Annotated in this window: 18 protein-coding genes, 1 tRNA gene and 1 other RNA gene; 16 read left to right on the top strand and 4 right to left on the bottom strand. The window is 66.1% G+C overall.

The features are described 5' to 3' along the window. Positions 1-226: 226 nt before the first annotated feature. Together pgi and HMPREF1316_RS01660 are read left to right on the top strand one after the other, a co-directional pair. Positions 227-1,918, top strand: a complete 1,692-nt coding sequence (gene pgi, locus HMPREF1316_RS01665; RefSeq protein ID WP_021725127.1) for a glucose-6-phosphate isomerase — start codon at positions 227-229, stop codon at positions 1,916-1,918. 181 nt (positions 1,919-2,099) lie between these two features. Continuing rightward, positions 2,100-3,251: an ATP-binding protein gene (locus HMPREF1316_RS01660; protein WP_198009541.1), complete on the top strand. Its 1,152-nt coding sequence runs from the start codon at positions 2,100-2,102 to the stop codon at positions 3,249-3,251. Between the two features lie 19 nt (positions 3,252-3,270). Here the strand turns inward: HMPREF1316_RS01660 and HMPREF1316_RS01655 are convergent, their stop codons facing one another. After that, positions 3,271-5,082 (bottom strand): adenine deaminase, encoded by a 1,812-nt coding sequence (locus HMPREF1316_RS01655; RefSeq protein WP_021725119.1) that lies wholly within the window; start codon positions 5,080-5,082, stop codon positions 3,271-3,273. A 159-nt stretch (positions 5,083-5,241) separates the two neighbouring features. On the opposite strand from HMPREF1316_RS01655, the gene ffs reads away from it, so the two are divergent. The 5 genes from ffs to HMPREF1316_RS01635 all read left to right on the top strand — a co-directional run bounded on the left by ffs (position 5,242) and on the right by HMPREF1316_RS01635 (position 12,458). Further along, positions 5,242-5,337: signal recognition particle sRNA small type (gene ffs, locus HMPREF1316_RS12990), an RNA gene on the top strand. Between the two features lie 66 nt (positions 5,338-5,403). Then, positions 5,404-6,051 carry a DedA family protein gene (locus HMPREF1316_RS01650; RefSeq protein WP_021725146.1) on the top strand — a complete coding sequence of 216 codons (648 nt, stop codon included), beginning with the start codon at positions 5,404-5,406 and terminating at the stop codon, positions 6,049-6,051. A gap of 241 nt (positions 6,052-6,292) precedes the next feature. Then, positions 6,293-9,304: a glycoside hydrolase family 3 N-terminal domain-containing protein gene (locus HMPREF1316_RS01645; protein WP_021725113.1), complete on the top strand. Its 3,012-nt coding sequence runs from the start codon at positions 6,293-6,295 to the stop codon at positions 9,302-9,304. A 57-nt stretch (positions 9,305-9,361) separates the two neighbouring features. Next, on the top strand, positions 9,362-11,926 hold the full coding sequence (locus HMPREF1316_RS01640) for a beta-glucosidase family protein (protein ID WP_021725139.1): 2,565 nt from the start codon (positions 9,362-9,364) through the stop codon (positions 11,924-11,926). 1 nt (position 11,927) lies between these two features. Then, a complete protein-coding gene (locus HMPREF1316_RS01635) occupies positions 11,928-12,458 on the top strand; it encodes a GtrA family protein (protein WP_021725124.1) in 531 nt (176 codons plus the stop codon). A 14-nt stretch (positions 12,459-12,472) separates the two neighbouring features. On the opposite strand, the gene HMPREF1316_RS01630 is transcribed toward HMPREF1316_RS01635, so the two are convergent. Genes HMPREF1316_RS01630 through HMPREF1316_RS01625 form a run of 3 tightly spaced genes read right to left on the bottom strand, consistent with a single transcriptional unit; the run spans position 12,473 to position 13,753 of the window. Next, the gene (locus HMPREF1316_RS01630; protein ID WP_198009540.1) at positions 12,473-12,991 is read right to left on the bottom strand and encodes an ATP-binding protein; all 519 of its coding nucleotides are present in this window, start codon (positions 12,989-12,991) and stop codon (positions 12,473-12,475) included. After that, positions 12,918-13,385 carry a hypothetical protein gene (locus tag HMPREF1316_RS14235; RefSeq protein WP_051332869.1) on the bottom strand — a complete coding sequence of 156 codons (468 nt, stop codon included), beginning with the start codon at positions 13,383-13,385 and terminating at the stop codon, positions 12,918-12,920. The genes HMPREF1316_RS01630 and HMPREF1316_RS14235 overlap by 74 nt, the downstream gene beginning before the upstream one ends. Next, positions 13,382-13,753, bottom strand: a complete 372-nt coding sequence (locus tag HMPREF1316_RS01625) for a LytR/AlgR family response regulator transcription factor (RefSeq protein ID WP_021725133.1) — start codon at positions 13,751-13,753, stop codon at positions 13,382-13,384. Before HMPREF1316_RS01625 ends, HMPREF1316_RS14235 begins: the two co-directional genes overlap by 4 nt. Positions 13,754-13,898: 145 nt before the next feature. On the opposite strand from HMPREF1316_RS01625, the gene dnaX reads away from it, so the two are divergent. The 9 genes from dnaX (at position 13,899) to rbr (ending at position 21,147) form a co-directional block, all read left to right on the top strand. Then, positions 13,899-15,938 carry a DNA polymerase III subunit gamma/tau gene (gene dnaX / locus HMPREF1316_RS01620; protein WP_021725164.1) on the top strand — a complete coding sequence of 680 codons (2,040 nt, stop codon included), beginning with the start codon at positions 13,899-13,901 and terminating at the stop codon, positions 15,936-15,938. A gap of 103 nt (positions 15,939-16,041) precedes the next feature. Next, complete coding sequence (locus HMPREF1316_RS01615; protein ID WP_021725154.1) at positions 16,042-16,350, top strand: YbaB/EbfC family nucleoid-associated protein; 309 nt, start codon at positions 16,042-16,044, stop codon at positions 16,348-16,350. 11 nt (positions 16,351-16,361) lie between these two features. Continuing rightward, positions 16,362-16,997: a recombination mediator RecR gene (recR, locus tag HMPREF1316_RS01610; RefSeq protein WP_021725122.1), complete on the top strand. Its 636-nt coding sequence runs from the start codon at positions 16,362-16,364 to the stop codon at positions 16,995-16,997. A gap of 68 nt (positions 16,998-17,065) precedes the next feature. Further along, a complete protein-coding gene (locus HMPREF1316_RS12980; RefSeq protein WP_156900963.1) occupies positions 17,066-17,962 on the top strand; it encodes a hypothetical protein in 897 nt (298 codons plus the stop codon). A gap of 79 nt (positions 17,963-18,041) precedes the next feature. After that, a tRNA-Asp gene (locus HMPREF1316_RS01600) sits at positions 18,042-18,118 on the top strand. Positions 18,119-18,410: 292 nt separating this feature from the next. Then, positions 18,411-19,085: an HAD family hydrolase gene (locus HMPREF1316_RS01595; protein ID WP_040650846.1), complete on the top strand. Its 675-nt coding sequence runs from the start codon at positions 18,411-18,413 to the stop codon at positions 19,083-19,085. A 36-nt stretch (positions 19,086-19,121) separates the two neighbouring features. Beyond that, complete coding sequence (locus HMPREF1316_RS01590; RefSeq protein ID WP_021725167.1) at positions 19,122-19,592, top strand: RrF2 family transcriptional regulator; 471 nt, start codon at positions 19,122-19,124, stop codon at positions 19,590-19,592. A 1-nt stretch (position 19,593) separates the two neighbouring features. Further along, positions 19,594-20,502, top strand: coding sequence for an HhH-GPD family protein (locus tag HMPREF1316_RS01585; RefSeq protein WP_021725116.1), 909 nt, complete (start codon positions 19,594-19,596; stop codon positions 20,500-20,502). Positions 20,503-20,601: 99 nt separating this feature from the next. Next, positions 20,602-21,147: a rubrerythrin gene (gene rbr / locus HMPREF1316_RS01580; RefSeq protein WP_021725159.1), complete on the top strand. Its 546-nt coding sequence runs from the start codon at positions 20,602-20,604 to the stop codon at positions 21,145-21,147. Positions 21,148-21,176 lie beyond the last annotated feature (29 nt).

The raw sequence follows: 21,176 nt of genomic DNA, 5'->3' as shown, positions 1-21,176 counted from the left end.
CAATAACACATGTGCCTGCATGTCTACGATGAGCGGGTTACGGCGTTTTGCGAACGACTCGAGGAGGCTCCGCTGGCGACTGCGAACGACTCCGGCGCCGGGATCGCGGGCCGTTTTGTCGGTCGCCGGACGTTCCGTGCGCTAAGATGAGCATATGGCTAACGGGGCGGTTCATGCCTAGGGGAGCCGTGTCGCAGGGGTCGGATGCGGGAGAAGGAGCAGCACCATGGCAGAGGTTGTAGCACCCATCGATGTCACTCATACCAGCGAGTGGACCGCGCTCAGGGATCACCATGAACGGCTGCAGACGAGGGAATTCTCTCTCAAGCAGTGCTTTTCCACTGATCCCCAGCGCGTGAGGAAGCTCTCGTTCGATCTGGGGGAGCTGCACATCGACCTGTCCAAGAACCTCGTGACGGACGAGACCGTCAAGCTGCTCGTCGCGCTGGGCAGGGCAGTGGGCATCGAGCCGCGGCGCGATGCCATGTTCTCCGGCGCGCACATCAACACCACCGAGGATCGTGCCGTGCTGCACACGGCGCTGCGGCGTCCCGCCTCTGACGCGGGCGCCCTCATCGTGGACGGCCAGGATTGCGTGGCGGACGTCCATGAGGTGCTCGACCGCATGTATGCGTTTGCGAACGACGTGCGCTCGGGGGTATGGAAGGGCGTCACGGGCAGGGCCATCACCGACGTCGTGTCGATCGGCATCGGCGGGTCCGATCTTGGCCCCGTCATGGTGTACGAGGCCCTGGGGGCCCTGCCGCGCGCCGTCAGGGTGCACTACGTCTCCAACATCGACCCCAACGACATGTCCGAGAAGGTCAAGGGGCTCGATCCCGAGACCACGCTCGTGGTGGTCGTCTCCAAGACGTTCACCACGCTCGAGACCATGACCAACGCGCGTGAGGTGCGCACCTGGCTGCTTGGTGGCCTGACGTCACAGGGCGCCATCGACGGCGGGGACGAGTCTGTGGCCAAGGCCATCGCGAGCCACTTCGTGGCCGTGTCCACCAATCTCAAGCTGGTGGAGGAGTTCGGCATCGACCCCCAGAACGCCTTCGGCTTCTGGAGCTGGGTCGGTGGCCGCTACTCGGTCGACGCGGCGGTGGGCCTCTCGGTGATCCTGGCCTATGGCCCCGAGGTGTTCGACGAGCTTCTGGCAGGCTTCCATGAGGTGGACACCTACTTCTGCGAGACGCCGCTCGAGCAGAACGTCGTTGCGCTCATGGGTCTCATGAACGTGTGGTATGCGAACTTCTGGGGAGCCGAGAGCCACGCCGTGCTCCCGTACAACCAGTATCTGCACCGCTTCCCTGCCTATCTGCAGCAGCTCACGATGGAGTCCAACGGCAAGTCCACGCGCTGGGACGGCACGGCCGTCACCACCAAGACGGGCGAGATCTTCTGGGGCGAGGCGGGCACCAATGGCCAGCACTCGTTCTATCAGCTCATCCATCAGGGCACGCACCTGATCCCCGCCGACTTCATCGCCTTTGCGAACACGGCCAACCCCAACAGGGATGGGGAGCAGGACGTCCACGAGCTGCTCTTGGCCAACTTCCTTGCGCAGACCAAGGCGCTGGCGTTTGGCAAGACGGCCGAGGAGGTGCGCGCCGAGGGCACGGCCGAGTGGATGGTGCCCGCCCGCGTGTTCGAGGGCAACAGGCCCACGACCTCCATCTTTGGCGACGAGCTGAACGCCCATGCGCTGGGCATGCTCGTGGCGCTCTATGAGCACATCACGTTCGTGGAGGGTACGGTGTGGGGGATCGACTCCTTTGACCAGTGGGGCGTCGAGCTGGGCAAGCAGTTGGCCAAGCAGATCACGCCCGCCTTCCACGACGACGAGGCGCTGTCCGCCCAGGACGAGAGCACCAGGGCGCTCATCGCGTTCTACCGCAAGGTGCGCAGGTGAAAGGCCATATCGTGGCCATGTGACAGTCGCATGGGGAGGCCCGGCCACACGGTGGTGTGGTCGGGCCTCCTTGCCTCCGGCCGCCGCGTGTGATCCCCTGAGGCATAGAGTAGAAAACGGTATGTAATAGTATAAGGTGGTGTGGAATCTATATGCGGGACAGGTAAGAACGGTGAATCGTATGTCAGCAGCGCTGCAGGTCAACCCCTTCAAGCCCACGGCAGGCAAGATGCCGCCCATCCTCATCGGCCGCGACAACGTGATTGCGGACTTCCAGGACGGTCTGCGCAACGGTGCCGGGGCACCGGAGCGTCTCATGCTTATCACCGGGCAGCGGGGCTATGGCAAGACCGTCCTGCTCACGGAGCTCGGCCGCGTCGCCCAGGCCAACGGGTGGCTGGTCGTCTCCGAGACGGCGTCGAGGGGCATGGCCGAGCGCATCGTGAGCGCCCTCGCGGACGATGGCCTGAGCCTCACGGGGGTCGATCTCGCGCCGGAGCTTACGGTGGGACAGGTCTCGGCACGCCTGGGCGGTGTGCGCCTCTCGGCCGCCGCGGCGCCGGTGACCCTCCGCCGTGCGATCGAGCAGCGCCTGGCAGGCATGCCGGCGGGCAAGGGCATCGCCTTCACCGTCGACGAGACACAGGCGGCATCCCGTAACGAGCTGATCGCGATCGCCACGGCCGTCCAGCATGTCATCCGCGACGAGGACATGCGCGACGTCCCCGACACGGAGAAGCACGGCATCGCCTTCGTCTTTGCGGGGCTTCCGGCGCTCGTGGATGACCTGACCAACGACGAGGTCCTTACCTTCCTGCGCCGCTGCGTGCACTACAGCCTGGGGGATGTGCTCATTGCGGACGTGCGCCGGGCCTACCTGCAGACGATGGCCGCGTCGGGCAAGCGCATCTCGGGTGATCTCGCGCTTGAGGCCGCCGAGGCCTCGGGAGGCTATCCCTACATGGTCCAGCTGATGGGCTACTACCTGTGGCAGTCTGCCGAGCGCCGCCATGCGAGCATCATAGGGGAGCTTGACCTGTGCAACGCGCGGGAGGATGCCTCCCTGGCCTTCCAGGAGGCCGTGTGCGCGCCGCTCGTGAGGGGGCTCACCGGGGCGCAGCGGATGTTCGTGGAGGCCATGGCGCAAGACTACCCCGCATCCAGCAGGGTGACGGAGGTCGCGGAACGCTGCGGCAAGAGCCACAGCTGGGGGAGCAAGTACCGGTCGAGCCTCATCGACGGGCACGTAGTGCGCGCCACCAGGAAGGGTGAGGTGGCCTATGCCGTGCCGTGGCTGGGCGAGTACCTCAACCGGGGCAGGCGGAACGCATAGGATCTGGCCAAACTGTCGGCTAGTCCGCGATGAGGGGCTCCGTCTCGAAGGTCGTGCAGTTCACGTAGCCGCGGTTGGTCTGGCGCAGCACGGGCACGCAGGCCAGCGACATGACGCCCATGGTCATGAACGGTGACGGCAGCCTGCAGCCCATCTGCCGCCAGGCCTCCTCGATGCGGGACACCTCGTCGGAGACCACCTCGACGGGCTTGTCGCTCATGAGGCCGCAGACGGGGAGTTCCACCAGGGCCAAGACCCTGCCCTCCTGCACGGCCACCTCACCACCGCCACACGCCTCGAGCGTGCGTGCCGCCAGCAGCATGTCGGCGTCGTTGTCGCCCATCACCAGGAGGTTGTGGGCATCGTGGCTCACCGTCTGTGCGAGGGCGCCGTGCACGCCAAAGCCGGTGGCGAAGCCATGGGAGTAGGTGCCCGCGCCGCCATGGTGGCGGTCGAAGACGCAGAGCTTGAGAATGTCATGGGCGGGGTCGGCCTGCAGGAGGCCATCGTGCACGGGCACCTCCACGATGGCGTCCCGGGTGATGGTATCGCCAGCGTTGACCTCGATGGCATGCACCATGCAGTGGCCGTCTGGGCGATCGCAGGCAAACTGGAACGCCTCGGGCGTCAGGAGGTCACCGAGCTCCATCGTGTTCGTCATGAACATGGGCCACGCAAAGGGCCCCACCTCGAAGAGGGCGCGCCCATCCTGGGCCACGAGCTCGCCATCGATCCAGACCATCCGCGCGCGGAAGTCCTTGAGGTCGTCCCATAGCACGATGTCGGCGCACGCGCCGGGGACGACGGCACCCATGTCCCGTCCCACCCCAAAGTAGGTGGCGGTGTTGGTGGTCGCCATCTGCACGGCGGTCACGGGGTCGAGCCCCAGGCCGACGGCCGTGCGCAGCACGCGGTCCATGTGGCCGTCCCCCACGATGGTGTGAGGATGGGAATCGTCTGTGCAGAGCATGCAGAGGCGCGTGTCCACGCCGCTCTCGATGAGTCGAGGGAGGTAGCCGGGCAGGTTGAGCCAGGCGGAGCCCTGGCGCAGCTGGGCATGCATCCCCAGGCGCAGCTTCGCCAGCACCTCGTCGAAGCTGCCGGACTCGTGGCAGCTCGAGACGCCCGAGGCGACGTAGGCATTGAGCCCACGATCGGTGTCTGCGCTCACGTAGTGGCCCGTCACCACGCGGTCGGCCCTGAGGGTCTCGCGAATCTCGTCAAGGGGGCGCTCCTCGCACGAGAGCACCCCGGGGAAGTTCATCATCTCGCCCAAGGCGCAGGTCTCGCTCCAGGCCATGGTCTGGGCCACATCGGCGGCTCCGATGTCGGCACCGGTGTCCTCCACCCCCGTGACGGCGGGCACGCACGATGGCGTGGTGAGCATGGCCTTGAGGGGCGTGCGGGCGGCGTCTGCCCACATGGCCCTGACGCCCTCGAGGCCGCGTACGTTGGCCACCTCGTGGGGATCGGCGTAGAGGCCCGTGGTCCCATGGGGGACCACGGCGCGCGCATACTCGGAAGGTCCCACCATGGACGACTCGATGTGGATGTGGCTGTCGAGCAGGCCCGGCGTGGCGTAGAGCCCATGGGCGTCGACGACCGTGGTGCCCGCTCCGATGCAGTGGTCGGCGCTGTGACCATCGATGCCCAGATAGGCCACGCGTCCACAGGAGAGGGCGATGTCGGTGCGCTCGAGCACCTCATGGGTGGTCACGCTCACGAGGCGGACGTCCTTGATGACGGTGTCGGCGGCCTGTTGGCCCTGGGCCACCCTCACGAGCGTCCCATTGCATTCCCAGAGCGGCTTCTTGCAGTAGCTGTTGATCATGGATCCCCCCATCAACGTGGCCATCCGTGGATAGGGTAGCGCATGCGCACGGTATCCCCGTCCCCTGTGCTCGGGGATGGTGGCCCAGGCGTGGCCTGCCCATTCATGCAGTTTTGGCAGACGAGGCGGAGCTTTGGTAAAGTGTAGCTGCGAGTGCGCTCGATGGGTGCGGGCGACGCTACACCTCGAACCTGGTCAGGGTCGGAAGGCAGCAGCCATAAGGGGCCTCTGGCGGGCGCCCGTTCCCATCGAGTGCACTTTTTTGCGCGCATTGCCGCGCGTTGCCTGCCAAGAGGGCCAAGCGAGGGGGAGCTGCGCCGCATGGGATTCTTCAACTTCATCGCCGAGCTTCTCAAGGATCCGCGCGGTGCCATCGCCGGTGCCATAGCCATGGGACCCCTTGCGGCGTACGGTCTGGTCTTCGTCATCGTGTTCATCGAGACGGGCGTGGTGTTCTTCCCCTTCCTGCCGGGGGACTCCCTCCTCTTTGCCTCGGGCTTCTTCGCTCAGGGTGGCGGGTTCAACATCATCGCGCTGCTTGCCGTCGCGTGGTCGGCGGCCATCCTGGGTGACCAGTGCAACTTCATGATCGGCCACTTCTTTGGGCGTCGCATCATCGCATCGGGCAAGGTCAAGGCCATGACGCCCGAACGCATCGAGAAGAGCCGGGCGTTCCTGGACAAGTGGGGCCACCTGGCCATCTTCCTCGGGCGCTTCTTCCCGTTCATCCGCACCTTCGTGCCCTTCATCGCTGGCATGGGCGGCATGCACTGGCGCAACTTCGTCGTGTGGAACGTGCTGGGCGGCATCACGTGGTCCACGCTGTTCACCTTGTTGGGCTTCTTCTTTGGCGGCATACCCGTGGTCCAGGAGCACTTCGAGCTGCTCATCGTGGGCATCGTTGTCGTCTCGCTCGTGCCCACGGTCGTGGGGCTCGTGCGCGCACGGCTCAGGCCCCGTCGCACCTAGGTCGGGTGTCGGCACCTCCCTGCCGTTCGCGGTGGACGAACGGCACCTGCCTCACCAAACCTGCCGTCTGCGCTACCGAATCCGTCAGGCCCCCTCGTTCCCGTGGGGGCCTTCCTACAGTGAGGGGGCAAAGGCGTGAGGGCGGGGCCATGCCTCGGTGTGGGGCGTCCGGCCCATCGCCCGTCAGGGTCGGTGACCTTGGAGGAGGTCGCCTGAGAGCGCCCAGGGAGGGAGCGGCAGCATGCTCAGCATCAACTGGTCCGACGTCATGGCGGTCATTCAGTCGATCGTCCCACAGCTTGTGGTCATCGGTGCGTTTCTCGTCCTCGCCCTCGTGCTCACCATTGCGGTGAACAAGAGGACCGTCAAGGATGGGGCCGTGCGCAAGCTCGTTCACTCCACCGGATGGATTGCGGCATGCGCCGCGCTGATCATCTCGGTGGGCACCATGCTCTATGGCCCGCTCAACACGCTGGTCGCCCAGGTGGGCGGTGTGAGGTACCAGCTCTCCGACGAGACCGTCAGCCAGACCAAGCAGTTTGCCATCGATGCCGAGGGCGAGGGCATCGTCCTGCTCAAGAACGACGGCTCCACGCTGCCGCTGCGGTCGAACAAGGTCAACGTCTTTGGCTGGGCGTCCTCCAACCCCGTCTACGGGGGCACCGGTTCCGGCTCCATGAACGCCCAGTATCCCACCACGAGCCTCATCCAGGGCCTCAACGACGCCGGGATCGAGACCAACTCCGAGCTTACCGACTTCTACACCCAGTACTGCTCGACGCGGCCGAAGGTTGGCATGATGGGGCAGGACTGGACGCTTCCCGAGCCTCCCGCGTCAACCTATGGCGATGACCTCATCAACGATGCCAAGGAGTATTCCGACACCGCCGTCATCGTGCTCGCACGCTCCGGTGGCGAGGGTGCCGACCTTCCCGCGGACATGGGCGCCATCATCAAGCACGAGCGCGACTACGCACCCGACGCCTCCAGCTCGCACTTCGGCTCCACCGAGGTCTACTACAACGAGAACAGCGACGAGTACTCCGACTGGACCCCTGGCCAGGGCTATCTTGACGCGACGAAGTCCGAGCGGGATATGATCGACCTCGTCTGCAGCAACTTCGACAACGTCGTGCTCGTGTACAACGGCGCCAACGCTCTCAACCTGAGCTTCGTGGAGGACTGTCCCCAGATCAAGGGTGTCGTCTGGGCGCCTCCTGCGGGACAGACCGGCTTCGATGCGCTGGGCTCCATCCTCAAGGGCGACGTGAACCCCTCCGGCAGGGCCACCGACACCTTCCTGCGTGACTTCTCGCAGGCGCCGTGGCACAACAACATTGGCTCATACCAGTACACCAACATGTCCGACTACCATGTGGATCAGATGTTCGGCTCCTCGGACCCCACGTACGTCAACTACGTCGAGGGCATCTACGTGGGCTATAAGTACTACGAGACCGCCGCGGCCGAGGGCGTCCTCGACTACGACGCTGCCGTGCAGTACCCGTTTGGCTACGGTCTCTCCTACACCACGTTCTCACAGGAGATGGGTCCCGTCACCGCTGACGGGGACAGCGTGAGCTTCGACGTCACGGTCACCAACATCGGCGACGTGGCCGGCAAGGATGTCGTCGAAGTCTACCACAACCCGCCCTACACCAATGGCGGCATCGAGAAGGCAACGGCCAACCTCGTGCACATTGACAAGACCAAGGTGCTCGGCCCCGGTGAGTCCCAGGTCATCAAGGTGACCTTCGACAAGGAGGACATGGCCTCCTACGACTCCAAGGGCGCGCAGGCGTACGTGCTCGAGCAGGGCGACTATGCGGTGTCCATCAACTCCGACTCCCACACCGCCATCCAGAGTGCGACGGTTACCATTCCGTCCACCATCACCTACTTCGGAGACAACAAGCGCTCCGTGGACCAGACGGCTGCGACCAACGAGTTCCAGGGCGAGTACGGTGAGGGCGACGGCTCCATCACCTACCTGTCCCGCGCGGACCACTTTGCCAACCGCGACCAGGCCCTTGCAGCCCCTGGCGACACGGCGCTCAACGAGCAGTACAAGGCCGGCTTCGTGAACGCCTCCAACTACCGGCAGGGCATGCAGGACGATCCCAACGCCACCGCCATCACGACGGGTGCGCACAACGGCGTCCAGCTCTACCAGCTCTATGGCAAGGACTACGACGACCCGCTGTGGGACCAGCTCCTCGACGAGCTCACGCTCCAGGACATGGGCGACCTCATCTCGTTTGCCGGCTACAACAACGCTGCCGTGAACGCCATCGGCAAGCCGCGCCAGTCCGACGTCGACGGTCCCGCGGCCCTCAACAACAACTTCACGGGCGCCGGCTCCATCGGCTTCCCCGCCTCCGTCGCCATCGCCAACACGTTCAACCCCCAGCTGGCCTACGAGTACGGCGAGTACATCGCCCAGATGGCCAAGGAGCTCAACGTGACGGGTTGGTATGCCCCCGCGATGAACATCCACCGCTCCCCCTATGCCGGCCGTAACTTCGAGTACTTCTCCGAGGACGGCTACCTGTCCGGCATCATCGCCGCCCAGGAGTGCAAGGGTGCCTCTGACAACGGCGTGTATCCGTTCATGAAGCACTTTGCCCTCAACGACCAGGAGACCAACCGTACCAACATGCTGTGCACCTGGGCGAGCGAGCAGGCCATTCGCGAGGTCTACCTCAAGCCCTTCCAGATGTCCGTCACCGATGGCCACGCCACGGCCGTCATGAGCTCGTTCAACTATATCGGTACGCAGGCCAATTGCCGCAACAGCCACCTGCTCAACGACGTCCTGCGCGGCGAGTGGGGCTTCCGGGGCTTCGTGGAGACCGACTACTATAGCGGCTACGGCTACCAGAACGCCAACCTCGCCATCCGCAACGGCAACGATGCCATGCTCGCGACCACGCAGGTGCAGGGTGACGCCACCAACGTCATCACCGACACGGACAACGCCACCACGCAGCAGGCCATGCGCACCGCGGCGCACAACATCCTCTACACCGCGGCCAACAGCTGGCTCTATGCCAACGGAGCCCCTCAGCTTGCCACGGCTCCCTGGGAGATCGCGTTCCGCATCGTCGCCATCGGTGGAGGCGTGATCCTCGCCCTGCTCCTTGTTCTCGCCATCCGCAGGTTCCTCAGGCGCCGTGCAGGCCCACAAGGCGTAAGGTCTGACCCAGGCGCACCCGTCACGGGTGCCCCGGCGGGTGGCCACCCAGACGAGTGAACCGTGCGGGCCAGGCACGCAAGCTGCCTGGCCCGCACATCTGAAGGGACCCCTTCGATGAAACACACGCATCAGGACCTCATCTATCGCATGGACCTCGAGCAGAAGTGCGCCCTGCTCTCAGGCAAGTCCGCCTTTGGCACGCGCGCCTATCCCAAGCTTGGCATCCCCGAGCTACAGTTCTCCGACGGGCCGCATGGCATACGCCACCAGGACCCGAAGCTGGCCAACCACCTGGACATTGGTGGCTCCCTGCCCGCCACGTGCTTCCCCACGGCGGTGACGGTTGCCAACAGCTGGGACCCGTCGCTAGCGGAGCGCCTGGGCAGGGCGCTGGGCGAGGAGGCGGCCGACCAGGGCGTGGGTGCCGTGCTGGGGCCGGGGCTCTGCATCAAGCGCAGCCCGCTCTGCGGTCGCGACTTCGAGTACCTCTCAGAGGACCCGTTTCTGGCGGGACGGATGGCCGCAGGGTACGTGCGGGGCATCCAGGCCAATGGCGTGGCGGCCTGCCCCAAGCACTTTGCCGCCAACAGCCAGGAGACGCGCCGCCAGGCATCCGACTCCGTGATGGACGAGCGCACCCTGCGCGAGATCTACCTGCAGGGGTTCGAGATCGTAGTGCGCGAGGCCAGGCCCTGGCTCGTCATGAGCAGCTACAACATGGTCAACGGCGTCTATGCCAACGAGAACGATCACCTGCTCAAGCAGATTCTGCGTACGGAATGGGGCTACGAGGGCGCCGTCGTCACCGACTGGGGTGGGTCGAACGACCATACGGCGGGCGTGCGCGCGGGCTCCACGTTTGAGATGCCCGCACCGGGTCTCGATCCCGTGCGCGATCTCATGAGGTCGGTCAAGATGGGCACGATCACGCAGGACGAGATCGACGCCCGCGTGGACGAGGCCCTCGAGCTCATCCTCAAGACGGCGCCTGCCGTCCAGGCATCCACGGGTCTGCCCTTTGACGAGGACGCGCATCATGCCCTGGCGCGCGACATCGCCTCCCAGGGCATCGTGCTGCTCAAGAACGACGCACCCGAGGGGGCGCGCCCGCTGCTGCCCCTGGCGCCCGGTGCGCGTGTCGCCCTCATTGGCGACTTTGCCCAGACGCCGCGCTACCAAGGAGCTGGCTCCTCGCTGGTCAACTGCACCAGGCTCGACACGCTGCGGGACGCCGTCAAGGCGTCAGACCTTGACTGCGTGGGGTTTGCCCAGGGCTTCGTGCGCACGGGCTACGCAACGGGGGTGGCCGGCGGTACGGACGTGGCGCTGCACGACGAGGCCGTGGGCCTGGCACGGCAGGCCGATGTGGCCCTCGTGTGCCTGGGCCTGGACGAGCTCGCCGAGAGCGAGGGCATCGACCGCGCGGACATGCGCCTCAACCAGAACCAGATCGACCTGCTTGCCGCCGTGAGCGCGGCAAATCCCCAGGTGGTCGTGCTGCTGAGTGCGGGCAGCTCCGTGGAGACGGGATGGACGGACCGTGCGCGCTCCGTGCTGTACCTGGCCCTGGGCGGTCAGGCGGGTGCGTCCGCTGCCGTCGACGTGCTGACAGGTGCGGTGAATCCCTCGGGCAAGCTGGCCGAGACCTGGGCCGCCAGCCTGGGAGACACCCCGACCTATGGCACCTTCCCGAGCGGCGAGATGGTCGCCACGTATCGCGAGGGCATCTACGTGGGCTACCGCTACTACCAGAAGGCACGGGTGCCCGTCGCATACCCGTTTGGGTACGGCCTCTCCTACACCACGTTCCGGTACGACGACGTGCAGGTGAGCTGCCTCGGCGCGGACACGGAGCTCGAGGTCTCCTTCGACCTCACCAACACGGGCTCCGTCGCAGGGGCCGAGGTTGCCGAGGTCTACGTCTCGAAGCCGGACGTCACGGTGTTCCGCCCGGTGCGCGAGCTCAAGGGCTTCGCCAAGGTGTACCTGGATCCCGGCGAGACACGCCGCGTGCGCGTTGGCTTGGACGACCGCTCGTTCAGCTACTTCAACGACCGGACCAACGCCTGGGAGGTGGAGGGCGGGACCTACCGCGTGGAGGTGGGCGCCTCGGTGGAGGACATCCGGCTTTCTGCGCGCGTGAGCGTGCAGGGCACGGATGCCCCCAACCCCTACGAGGGACGTGACGTCACTCCCTACGAGACGGCCGACATCCGCCATGTGAGCGACGCGCAGTTTGCAGCGCTTCTGGGTCACGAGGTTCCCACGGAGCGCTTCAGGATCGACCGCAACGTATGCTTCCGCGACCTCGGTCGCTGCCGCAGCCCGATCTTCTGGGTCGTGGGTGCCGTGCTGCGCGTCCTCAAGAGGCGCTCGCAAAGGGTGGGCGTGCCCGATCTCAACGTGGAGTTCATCTACAACATGCCCATCCGCGCGCTCGCCAAGAACGCGGGCCAGCTCATCTCGATGGGCATGGTGGACGTCCTTGTAGGCGAGCTCAGGGGCTGGGGCCTTGCGGGTGTCGTGCCTGCGGCCGTCGTGGGCCTTCTACGGCACGACATGGTCATCTTCTGGGGCGTCTGGGCGGCGTGGTTCCTTCTGCCTCCCGTGTGGGAGCTTCTGGTGAATGCCGTGCGCAATGCCGCAGGCGAGCGGCGCCTGGCGAGGAAGGGGAACTGACGTGTCGTTCAAGGAGTGGACCCAGCAGCACGAGGGCGTGTGGCAGTCCATCCTGTTCAACGTCCTGAGCAACATCTCCACCATCACGCGCTTCGCGTGCACCTGGGTCGGCACGGCCGTCCTCATTGGTGCCATGGGGCTCACGACCCCGTTCTCTTTCCTGATCTTCAACTATCCTGGTGCAGCCAGTGGCGGCACGGGCCTGGGCGGCTTCATCACGTTTCTCATCGCCGAGGTGGCGGCCCAGGTGGTCAACTTCTTCATGCAGATGAAGCTCGTCTTCAGGTCCACGGCCGACTTCTCTCAGGCGGCGCCGAAGTTCGCGGTGCTGGCCGTGGTCATCGTGGTGGTCAACCTCATCCTGCCGGGTCATATCACCGCGCTCTGCCAGAACTCCTTTGGTATGGAGGCGGGGCTCTCGGGCACCATCGCCTCCGTGGCCAACACGCTGCTCGCGGTGGTGGTGAGCTTCCCGGCGCTCAAGTTCTGGATCACCGTTCCCAGCAACGATGGGAAGGCGGCCACCAGCTAACCGCCCCAGCTCGCCTAGGTGGCGGGCGCGGGCTGGGGGAGGGGCAGCAAAACGTCAAGGCAGAAGGTGCCGCCGTCGTGGGAGAACACGATCGTTCCCCCATAGCGCGCTGCGGTGGCGCGCATGGATCGGGTGCCGAAGCCGTGGCTCATGCGGTCGCTTTTGGTGGTCTGGGGCAGGCCGCCCTCGAAGTCGAGGTGGGCATCTGGCGCACAGAAGTTCTCCATGTGGATGGAGGCCATGCCCGCCTGGCGGCGCACGAGAAGCGAGATGCTGCGCATGGCGTCGTCGGGAAGGGCACCGATGGCCTCAAGGGCGTTGTCGAGCGCATTGCCGAAGAACGAGTAGATGTCCACCGCGGCCATGACGGCCAGTGCGGAGCCATCGGCCATGCAGGTGAGCGTGACGCCCCGACGCTCGCAGAGCAGGCTCTTCTCGGTGAGGATGGTGTCGAACGCGTCATTGCCGGTGTGCACGCTGGAGTCGTACACGGCCACCTCGCGCGCGATGTCGGCGAGGACGCCCTTGTCCACGACGGCCGCGCCGGTGTCGGAGAGGTGGCGGATCTGGTGGCGCAGGTCGTGGCATTTGAGGTTGATGGCCTCGATGCTCTCGCGAGAGGGCGTATTGGCGCTCGCGCTCGGCCATGAGGCGCTCGGTCGTCTCCACCTCGCCCTCAAGCTGCCGGTTGATGACCATCTCCACCTCGACGAGGAGCACGAAGAGGCACACCACGGCATGAAAGGCGCGCAGGCAGAGCGCCACCAGGGGGCTGAGCAGCGCGAGCACGCTCGCCTTCAGCAGCAGGTCGAAGCCAATGACGGCGAGGATGACGATGACCACCAGCTCTGCCACGAGGATCTCGATGCAGGAGAGCATGCCCGCGCTCGCCCACCCCAGCGCCCCCCAGAACGACGAGCCCGTCATATCGTCCCCTCGAAGAAGCGGGAGAGCTCCTCGAGGCAGGGCTTGCGGCGCGAACGGCTGAAGTACAGCTGCGTTCCATCGTCGAGCTCGATGGAGTCGCCCCGGATGGTGCGCACGTGAGACATGTTGACGATGCAGCCCTGCGAGAGCTTTACGAAGAGCGCCGCGGGCAGCTCCCGTGCGGCGCTCGTGAGGCTGCCGCGCCGCCTGAGCACCCTGTGCTCCAGATGGTACTGCAGGTCGTGCTTGATGAGGTCAACATAGAGGATGTCGCGCAGGGGCACGACGTGCACCTCGTCTGCCGACGAGATGACGAGCGTCTGCCCCCTGTTGCGCTCGAGGACGCGCATGGCCCGGCTCATGCGCATGGCTCCCCTCTGATATGCATCCTACCCAGCATACCAGGCATGGGGGCGGGGCGTACGCGCGCCTGTCCTGGTTCCGTGGCGTTACTCAAGTCGCGTGCATGCCGCAGGTATACTTGAGGTCTCAGGCAACGCCCCAGGAGGCATCATGGAATCGCTCTACAGAACGTACCGCCCACAGAGGTTCGAGGATGTCATCGGACAGCAGCACGTGGTCTCGACCCTCGAGCATGCCGTGCTCGAGGGCCGTACGAGCCATGCCTATCTCTTCTGCGGGCCTCGTGGCACCGGCAAGACCACCATGGCGCGCCTGCTGGCCAAGGCCCTCATGTGCGAGCAGGGTGCGGGCCACCTGCCGGATGGCAGCTGCGAGAACTGTCGGCTCATCGCCGCGGGCGAGCACCCCGACGTCTACGAGCTCGACGCCGCGTCGCGCACCGGTGTGGACAACGTCCGCGAAGAGATCATCAATCGCGTGAGCTATGCGCCCGTGCGGGGCAACTACAAGGTCTACATCATCGACGAGGTGCACATGCTCACGACGGCGGCGTTCAACGCGCTGCTCAAGACCTTGGAGGAACCGCCCGACCACGTGGTCTTCGTGCTCTGCACCACCGATCCGCAGAAGGTTCCCGCGACGATCCTCTCGCGCGTGCAGCGCTTTGACTTTCACGCCATCGGAAACGACGAGATCCTGGCCCATCTCAAGCAGGTGTGCGAGCGTGAGGGGTTCACGTTTGACGAGGCCGCCCTCGACCTGGTGGTGCGCCATGCGCGTGGTGGCATGCGCGATGCCCTCTCCACGCTGGAGCAGCTCTCGACGTTTGGCGGGGGGGACGTGTCGCTGCAGGCGGCGCGCGACCTCTTGGGCGAGGTCTCGGGCTCCACGCTGGCCACGATGGCCTGCGCCCTTGCCCAGCGTGACGTGCCGACGCTCTTCGCCACGGTCGGGGAGCTCGTGGACGGCGGGCGCGACCTGCTACACCTCTCGCGCGAGCTGGCCGCCCACCTGCGCGACGTGTATGTTGCGAGCGTGGTGGGGGATGGGACCGCGAGCGTCCTCGACCTGGGCGCCGAGGAGGGACGACGCCTGCGCGACGAGGCACTGGCCTTTGGCTCGCCCGACCGCATCTCGCGCGCCCTCATCGTGCTGAGCGACGCATCAAGCGAGATGCGTACGGCTCCCAACCAGCGCCTGGTGCTGGAGGTGGCCCTCACGCGCATCGCCCGGCCCAAGGCGGACCTCACACTCGAGTCGCTTGCGGACAGGGTTGCCCAGCTCGAGCGCAGCCTGGCGCCCGCAACGGCTCCCCATGGCGCGGGCGCCGCGCCCGCGGCGCCCGCAACGCGACCCGTCCCACCCGCACAGTCCACCCCGGCGCGGCAGCCGGCTCCGGAGCCGATTCCGGAGCCGGCTCCCCCGGCCTCCCAGTCCGACCTGGTCCCACGGCCCACACCCACTCCGGCCCCCACACCCCAGCCCGTGCCGTCCCCAGCCCCCACACGGAAGCAACGGCCCGATCCCACGGCTTCGGGGGTCACGGGTGCCGTCAGCGATCCCGGCGAGCTCCAGCGCCGATGGAAGCAGGTGGTCGACGGACTCGTCCACAGGGACCCCCCGCGCGGGTCTTTGCTGCTCTCTGCCATCGCCCTTGATGACGATGGCACGACCCTGCAGGTGGGCCTGCCGAGGGGATCCACCTTTGCCACCAAGATGCTTGAGAAGGATGACGTGCGCTCTGCGGTCGGGACGGCCATCGAGGAGGTGTTTGGCACGCGCGCGGTTCGGTACGTCGAGGCGAGCGACGCAGCGACACACGCTTCGGTCCCGGCTGTGGGCACGGCTCCCGCACCGGCCCCGGACGTGCCTCCGCAGCCCGTCTCCGCCCCCAGCGCGCCGTCCGAGGCGCACCCCGAACCGGCATCTGAGGAGGGTCCGGTGGCTCCTTGGGAACCCGAACCGGCGTCACAGCCGGCGTCCCCGTCCGACTCCGCGTCCACCTCGCAGGCTGAGACCGTCCCCCCGTCCGCCCCGGATCCCAAGCCCGAGCCCACGTCGTCCTCTGCACCAGAGACGGCCCCTACGGCCGAGGGGCAGTCCTCCGAGCTCGGCGACATCCTCGACATGCTCACGGACGTGTTTGGCGATGGCGTGACGGTCAAGTCCGACCAGGGTCCCCAGGGATGAGGCGTACCGCCGGCCCGCCCTGCGCCCATCCTCGTGATGGGCTAAGATTCGTAGTGTCGTTTTGGCACCCCCCATTTGACGTCGTACAAGGAGACGTGTGCGCATGAACATGCAGCAGATGATGAAGCAGGCCCAGAAGATGCAGAAGCAGCTTGCGGATGCGCAGGACAGGCTCGGCGACATCGAGGTCTCGGCCTCCGCGGGTGGCGGGATGGTCAAGGTCACCGGTACCGCCGACATGAAGATCACCTCCGTCACCATCGACCCCGAGGCGGTCGATCCCGAGGACGTCGAGCTCCTGCAGGATTCCGTCCTTGCCGCCGTCAACGAGTGCCTCTCGAGCGCACAGGATGCCGCCAACCAGCAGCTGGGGGCCATTACCGGTGGCATGGACGTCCCCGGCCTCTTCTAGGCCCGCCGCGCATGAGTGACGCTTCTGACAGCGACGCCTCATATGGGGACGGCCACGCCCTGCGACGCCTGCTCGACGAGCTTGGTCGCCTGCCTGGCATTGGCCCCAAGTCGGCACAGCGCATCGCCTATTGGATCCTGGAGGCCGATGACGAGACGGCCCACCGGCTTGCGTCGGCCATCATGGACGTCAAGCGGCAGGTGCACTTCTGTCCCATCTGTTTCTCGTATGCCACGCGCGACACCTGTGACATATGTGCCGATGCCACGCGCGACCACAGCCGCATCTGCGTGGTCTCCGAGCCGCGTGACGTGTCCGCCATCGAGCGGACGGACAGCTATCATGGGCTCTACCACGTGCTGGGCGGCGTCATCTCTCCCATGGACAGGATCGGCCCCGACCAGCTGCACGTGCGCGAGCTCTTGGGGCGCTTGGCGGATGGCGGTGTGGAGGAGGTCATCCTTGCCACGAACCCAGACGTGGAGGGGGAGACGACCGCAACCTACCTCTCGCGCATCATCCAGCCCCTGGGTGTGGCCGTCTCGCGCCTGGCCAGTGGCTTGCCCGTGGGCGGTGACCTCGAGTATGCGGACGAGGTCACGCTTGGGCGCGCCATGGAGGAGCGGCGCGCCATCCCGCATGCGTAGGCGTCATCATTGGTTGAGCCAGGCGGCCGACGCGGGCTATACTTCTGGTATTCGATAGGAGGCCTGACATGGCACAGGACACAGCGCCCTCGGCGCCGCATGGAAGACACGCCGCGCGTGCGCAACGGCCCGCACGGGCGTCGCAGACGCGGGAGCGCCCGGCACAGGGTGCTGACCAGGGGGGCCGCGGCGTGCGTGCGTCCAACGTACCGATGGTGGACACCACGGACGAGCAGGATGCCCCGCGTCCCATTGGGGTCAACCCCTCCGAAACCGGTTCGCTCCAGCGCATCTCCGCGAGTGAGGGGGCACGGGTCGAGAATCGCGACAATGTGGGCAGTGTTTCGGCGGACTCCACATCGTCCTGGTCCAATGTGGGGATGGGCGCCCGGAAGCGCATGGGCAAGGCCCATCGTCCCCTCCGTCGCAAGGAGGCGGCCGACGGCAGGCCCATGGGCGGCAGGATGCGGTGGATCGTCGCCCCTTTGGCGGTCCTGGTGCTCGTCATCCTGTTCTTCCTGCTGCGCGGCTGCCTTGACGCCAAGCAGACAGATGTGCCGGAGCAGGCTCAGGTCGAGCAGACCCAGACCACGCCGGCCGGCTCCATCGAGTACCGGGGCACCACCTACTCCATCGAGAAGCAGGATGATGGTGCCTATGCACTGGTCGGCCGCACCGAAGGCGCCACGGATGCCACGGTCTTCATGCAGTTTGACGGAGAGCCCATTCAGCTTGTCCTCTACAACGGCGCGTTCATCATCCCCGAGAACACCAGCGATGGCTGGGACGTCATGGCCTACACCATAGGCAGTGGCTCGGTTGGGGCCCAGGTGGTGGATGCCGATGGCGAGCCCGTCGGCGGGACGGGCCACTCGATCTCCTCGGTCGAGCTCAAGGAGAGCGAGGGCACCATGCTCGTGACGGACGACGCCGGCACCGTGACCACCGTCGCGCTGGCGTTCTGAGTCGCTCAAAATTTCTCGCGATTGGCGCTGGACAACGGAGTGCGCTTCTGGTTAGAATAGCTTCCGCACCACATGGAACGGGGTGTTAGCTCAGCTGGTTAGAGCGCCGGCCTGTCACGTCGGAGGTCGAGGGTTCAAGTCCCTTACATCCCGCCATCGCATTGTCTGGGGCTCCGGTAGCTCGGGGCCTCTTTTTTGTTCGTCGTACCCGTCGGCACCCCATCGGGCGGCGGACCGCATCCTGGCGTCCGGGAGCGCGGCCAGACGGGTACGATAGGAGGGGATCTGTCAGAACTGCTCCTTTTGGTAGCCTATTTTAAGAGGCCATTCAGCATGGACGGAGCCTCTCAGGAACGGGTCGAGAGGGTGCGTGGCGTTGAGCGAAGCCAGCGTTAGCCAGGAGATGTCGGTGGCCGTCAGTCGGGCTACGCCAGCTGCCGCCCAGGCTATGCCAGCTATCATCCAGGTTGCCGTGTTCGATTATGACGGCACGGCCATCAATGGCCAGTCCGGGGCGCTCTTTGCCCGCTACCTGTTTGCGCGCGGCCTGCTCAGCCCGCTGCGCGCCCTCAGGTTGGGGTGGTGGGGCATCCGCTATGTGCTGCATCTCCCCTGCCGCCAGGGGGAGGCGCGCGAGCAGATCTTCGACACGCTGCGTGAGCATTCGTCCCAGGAGGTCAAGGAGATCATGTGCGACTTCCACGACCAGGTGCTTTCTCGGCGCTATCGGCAGGAGGCCCTCAACGAGGTGCGCCGTCGGAAGGAGGAGGGCTGCGTGACGCTCCTGGTGTCCGCGACCTTCAGGGACATCGCCGAGCAGGCCGCACGGCGGTTGGGCGTCGATGGCCTGGTGGCAACGGACATGGAGCGCGACGCCCAGGGCAACTACACCGGCAATGTGGAGGGTGCGGTGGTGGCGGGGCCAGAGAAGACGCGTGCGGTGCGGCGCTGGGCAAACGAGCATTTGGGGCCGGGAACCTGGGAGATCGCCTATTCCTACGGCGATCATCACAGCGACGAGGATCTGCTCAGCGTGTCCAAGCAGGCGTTCGCGGTGAGTCCCGGAAAGGCGCTCAGGCGCAAGGCCAAGCAGATGAACTGGGTCGTCTTGGATTGGAGCTGACCGAGCCGTCTCTGGGGCCTCTAGGGAGGGACCTCGATGGAAATCTCAAGGAAGACCGACTATGCGCTGCGCATGCTGGCGGAGCTCGTCGAGCACGAGGGTGAGGTCGTGTCCGTGCGGCTGGCCGCAGAGAAGCGCGACGTCCCCTATTCGTTCGCGCGATCCATCCAACGCGAGCTTACCGCCGCGGGTCTCATCGAGAGCCTGAGGGGGTCAAAGGGCGGCATGCGCCTGCTCGCCGACTCCCGCCACACGACGATTCGCGCGGTGGTCGAGGCGCTCCAGGGACCCATCCTCCTGGCTGACTGCGACCGTGCCGGCGTCGACGACGGCCCCTGCCCCTTCATCGAGAGCTGCCATTTCAATCCGGTCTGGTGTGAGGCCCAGAAGATGCTCGTGCGGTACTTCGACTCCATCACCATCTACGAGGTGGTGTGCGAGCACAAGCACCCCATCATGGCCCCGGGGGAGGCGTTCGTCACCGTCGGCCCTTGCGAGGACGACTAGCATGTCCGCTCGCATAGATGGCGGCGGAGCCCCCGTGGCGTCCTCACGAGGGCTCGACGGCTTTCGCCGGCACGTGCTCGCGCAGGGACGTGCGCTCTACCGTGACCTCCCCTGGAGGCGCACGCGTGACCCCTATGCCATCTGGGTCAGCGAGGTCATGCTCCAGCAGACCCAGGTCGCGCGTGTCGATGGGCGCTGGCAGCGCTGGCTCGGGCGCTTTCCGACACCGGATGCGCTGGCTGCCGCCGACGCCGCGGACGTGTTGGAGGAGTGGCAGGGTATGGGCTACAATCGCCGGGCGCTCTCGCTCTGGCGGGCGGCGACCCAGGTGAGCGATGCGGGCGGCGTCATGCCCATGGACTACCAGGGGCTTCTGTCCCTGCCCGGCATCGGTCCCGCGACAGCGGCGGGCATACGTGCGTTTGCCTACGACCTTCCCGGCGTCTACCTGGAGACCAACGTGCGCACGGTGTTCCTGCACGAGCTCTATCCCGATGCGGTTGGGGTGACGGACGGGGAGCTTGTGCCCCTGGTGAGGAGCACCTGCCCACCCGATGCCCATGACGGTGACGATGACCCCCGTACCTGGTACTACGCCCTTCTTGACTATGGGGCCCACCTCAAGCGGACGCTGCCCAACCCGTCTCGGCGCTCGGCCACGCACACGCGCCAGTCACGCTTCGAGGGCTCGCATCGCCAGAAGAGGGCGGAGTTGGTGCGCCTGCTGTTGGCGCATCGAACCGCGGACGAGGACGGCGCGGTGGACGGCGAAGCCCTGACCGAGGAGCTCTCGCAGTTGGAGGAGCATGCGGGCAGGGACAGGCTCTCGTATGGCGAGGTGGGATCCCTGCTGTGCGAGTTGCAAAAAGAGGGTTTTTGTCACAAAGAAGGTACCAAATGGTGGGCCTAGGGCCTATCATGGTCTGAGTTGAGGCGGGCCATCAAGGGGGTGGCCCACTGCGGGGCGCGGAGGACATCCGCGCGCATATCCAAGGGAGAGGGGTTTGTCATGGCAGTGGCGTTCGAGAGCTCTCAGACGAAGAAGAACCTTGAGGCGGCCTTTGCGGGCGAGTCTCAGGCCCACACCAAGTACGAGTACTATGCCAGCAAGGCCAAGAAGGAGGGCTACGAACAGCTCGGCGAGATCTTCACCGAGACCTCGGGCAACGAGAAGGAGCACGCCAAGCTCTGGTTCAAGTACCTCCACGGTGGCGAGGTGCCCGACACCCTGACCAACCTCAAGGATGCCGCTGCCGGCGAGAACTACGAGTGGACCGACATGTACAAGGGCTTCGCTAAGACCGCCGACGAGGAGGGCTTCAAGGAGATCGCCGCCAAGTTCCGTCTGGTGGGTGAGGTCGAGAAGCACCACGAGGAGCGCTACAACCGGCTTGCCGAGCGCGTCGAGAGGGGCGAGGTCTTCAGTCGTCCGGGCGTCAAGGTGTGGAAGTGCCGCAACTGTGGCCACCTGCACGTTGGCGAGACCGCTCCCAAGGTCTGTCCCGTATGCAACCACCCGCAGTCCTTCTTCGAGGAGCAGGCGCTCAACTACTAGGCGCCTGACCGCACGCATCCAGGCCCGCC

Origin of the sequence: Olsenella profusa F0195, from assembly GCF_000468755.1 — a bacterium.
In the GTDB taxonomy this organism is placed as follows: Bacteria; Actinomycetota; Coriobacteriia; order Coriobacteriales; family Atopobiaceae; genus Olsenella_F; species Olsenella_F profusa.
This window is presented reverse-complemented; position numbering and strand designations above follow the sequence as displayed.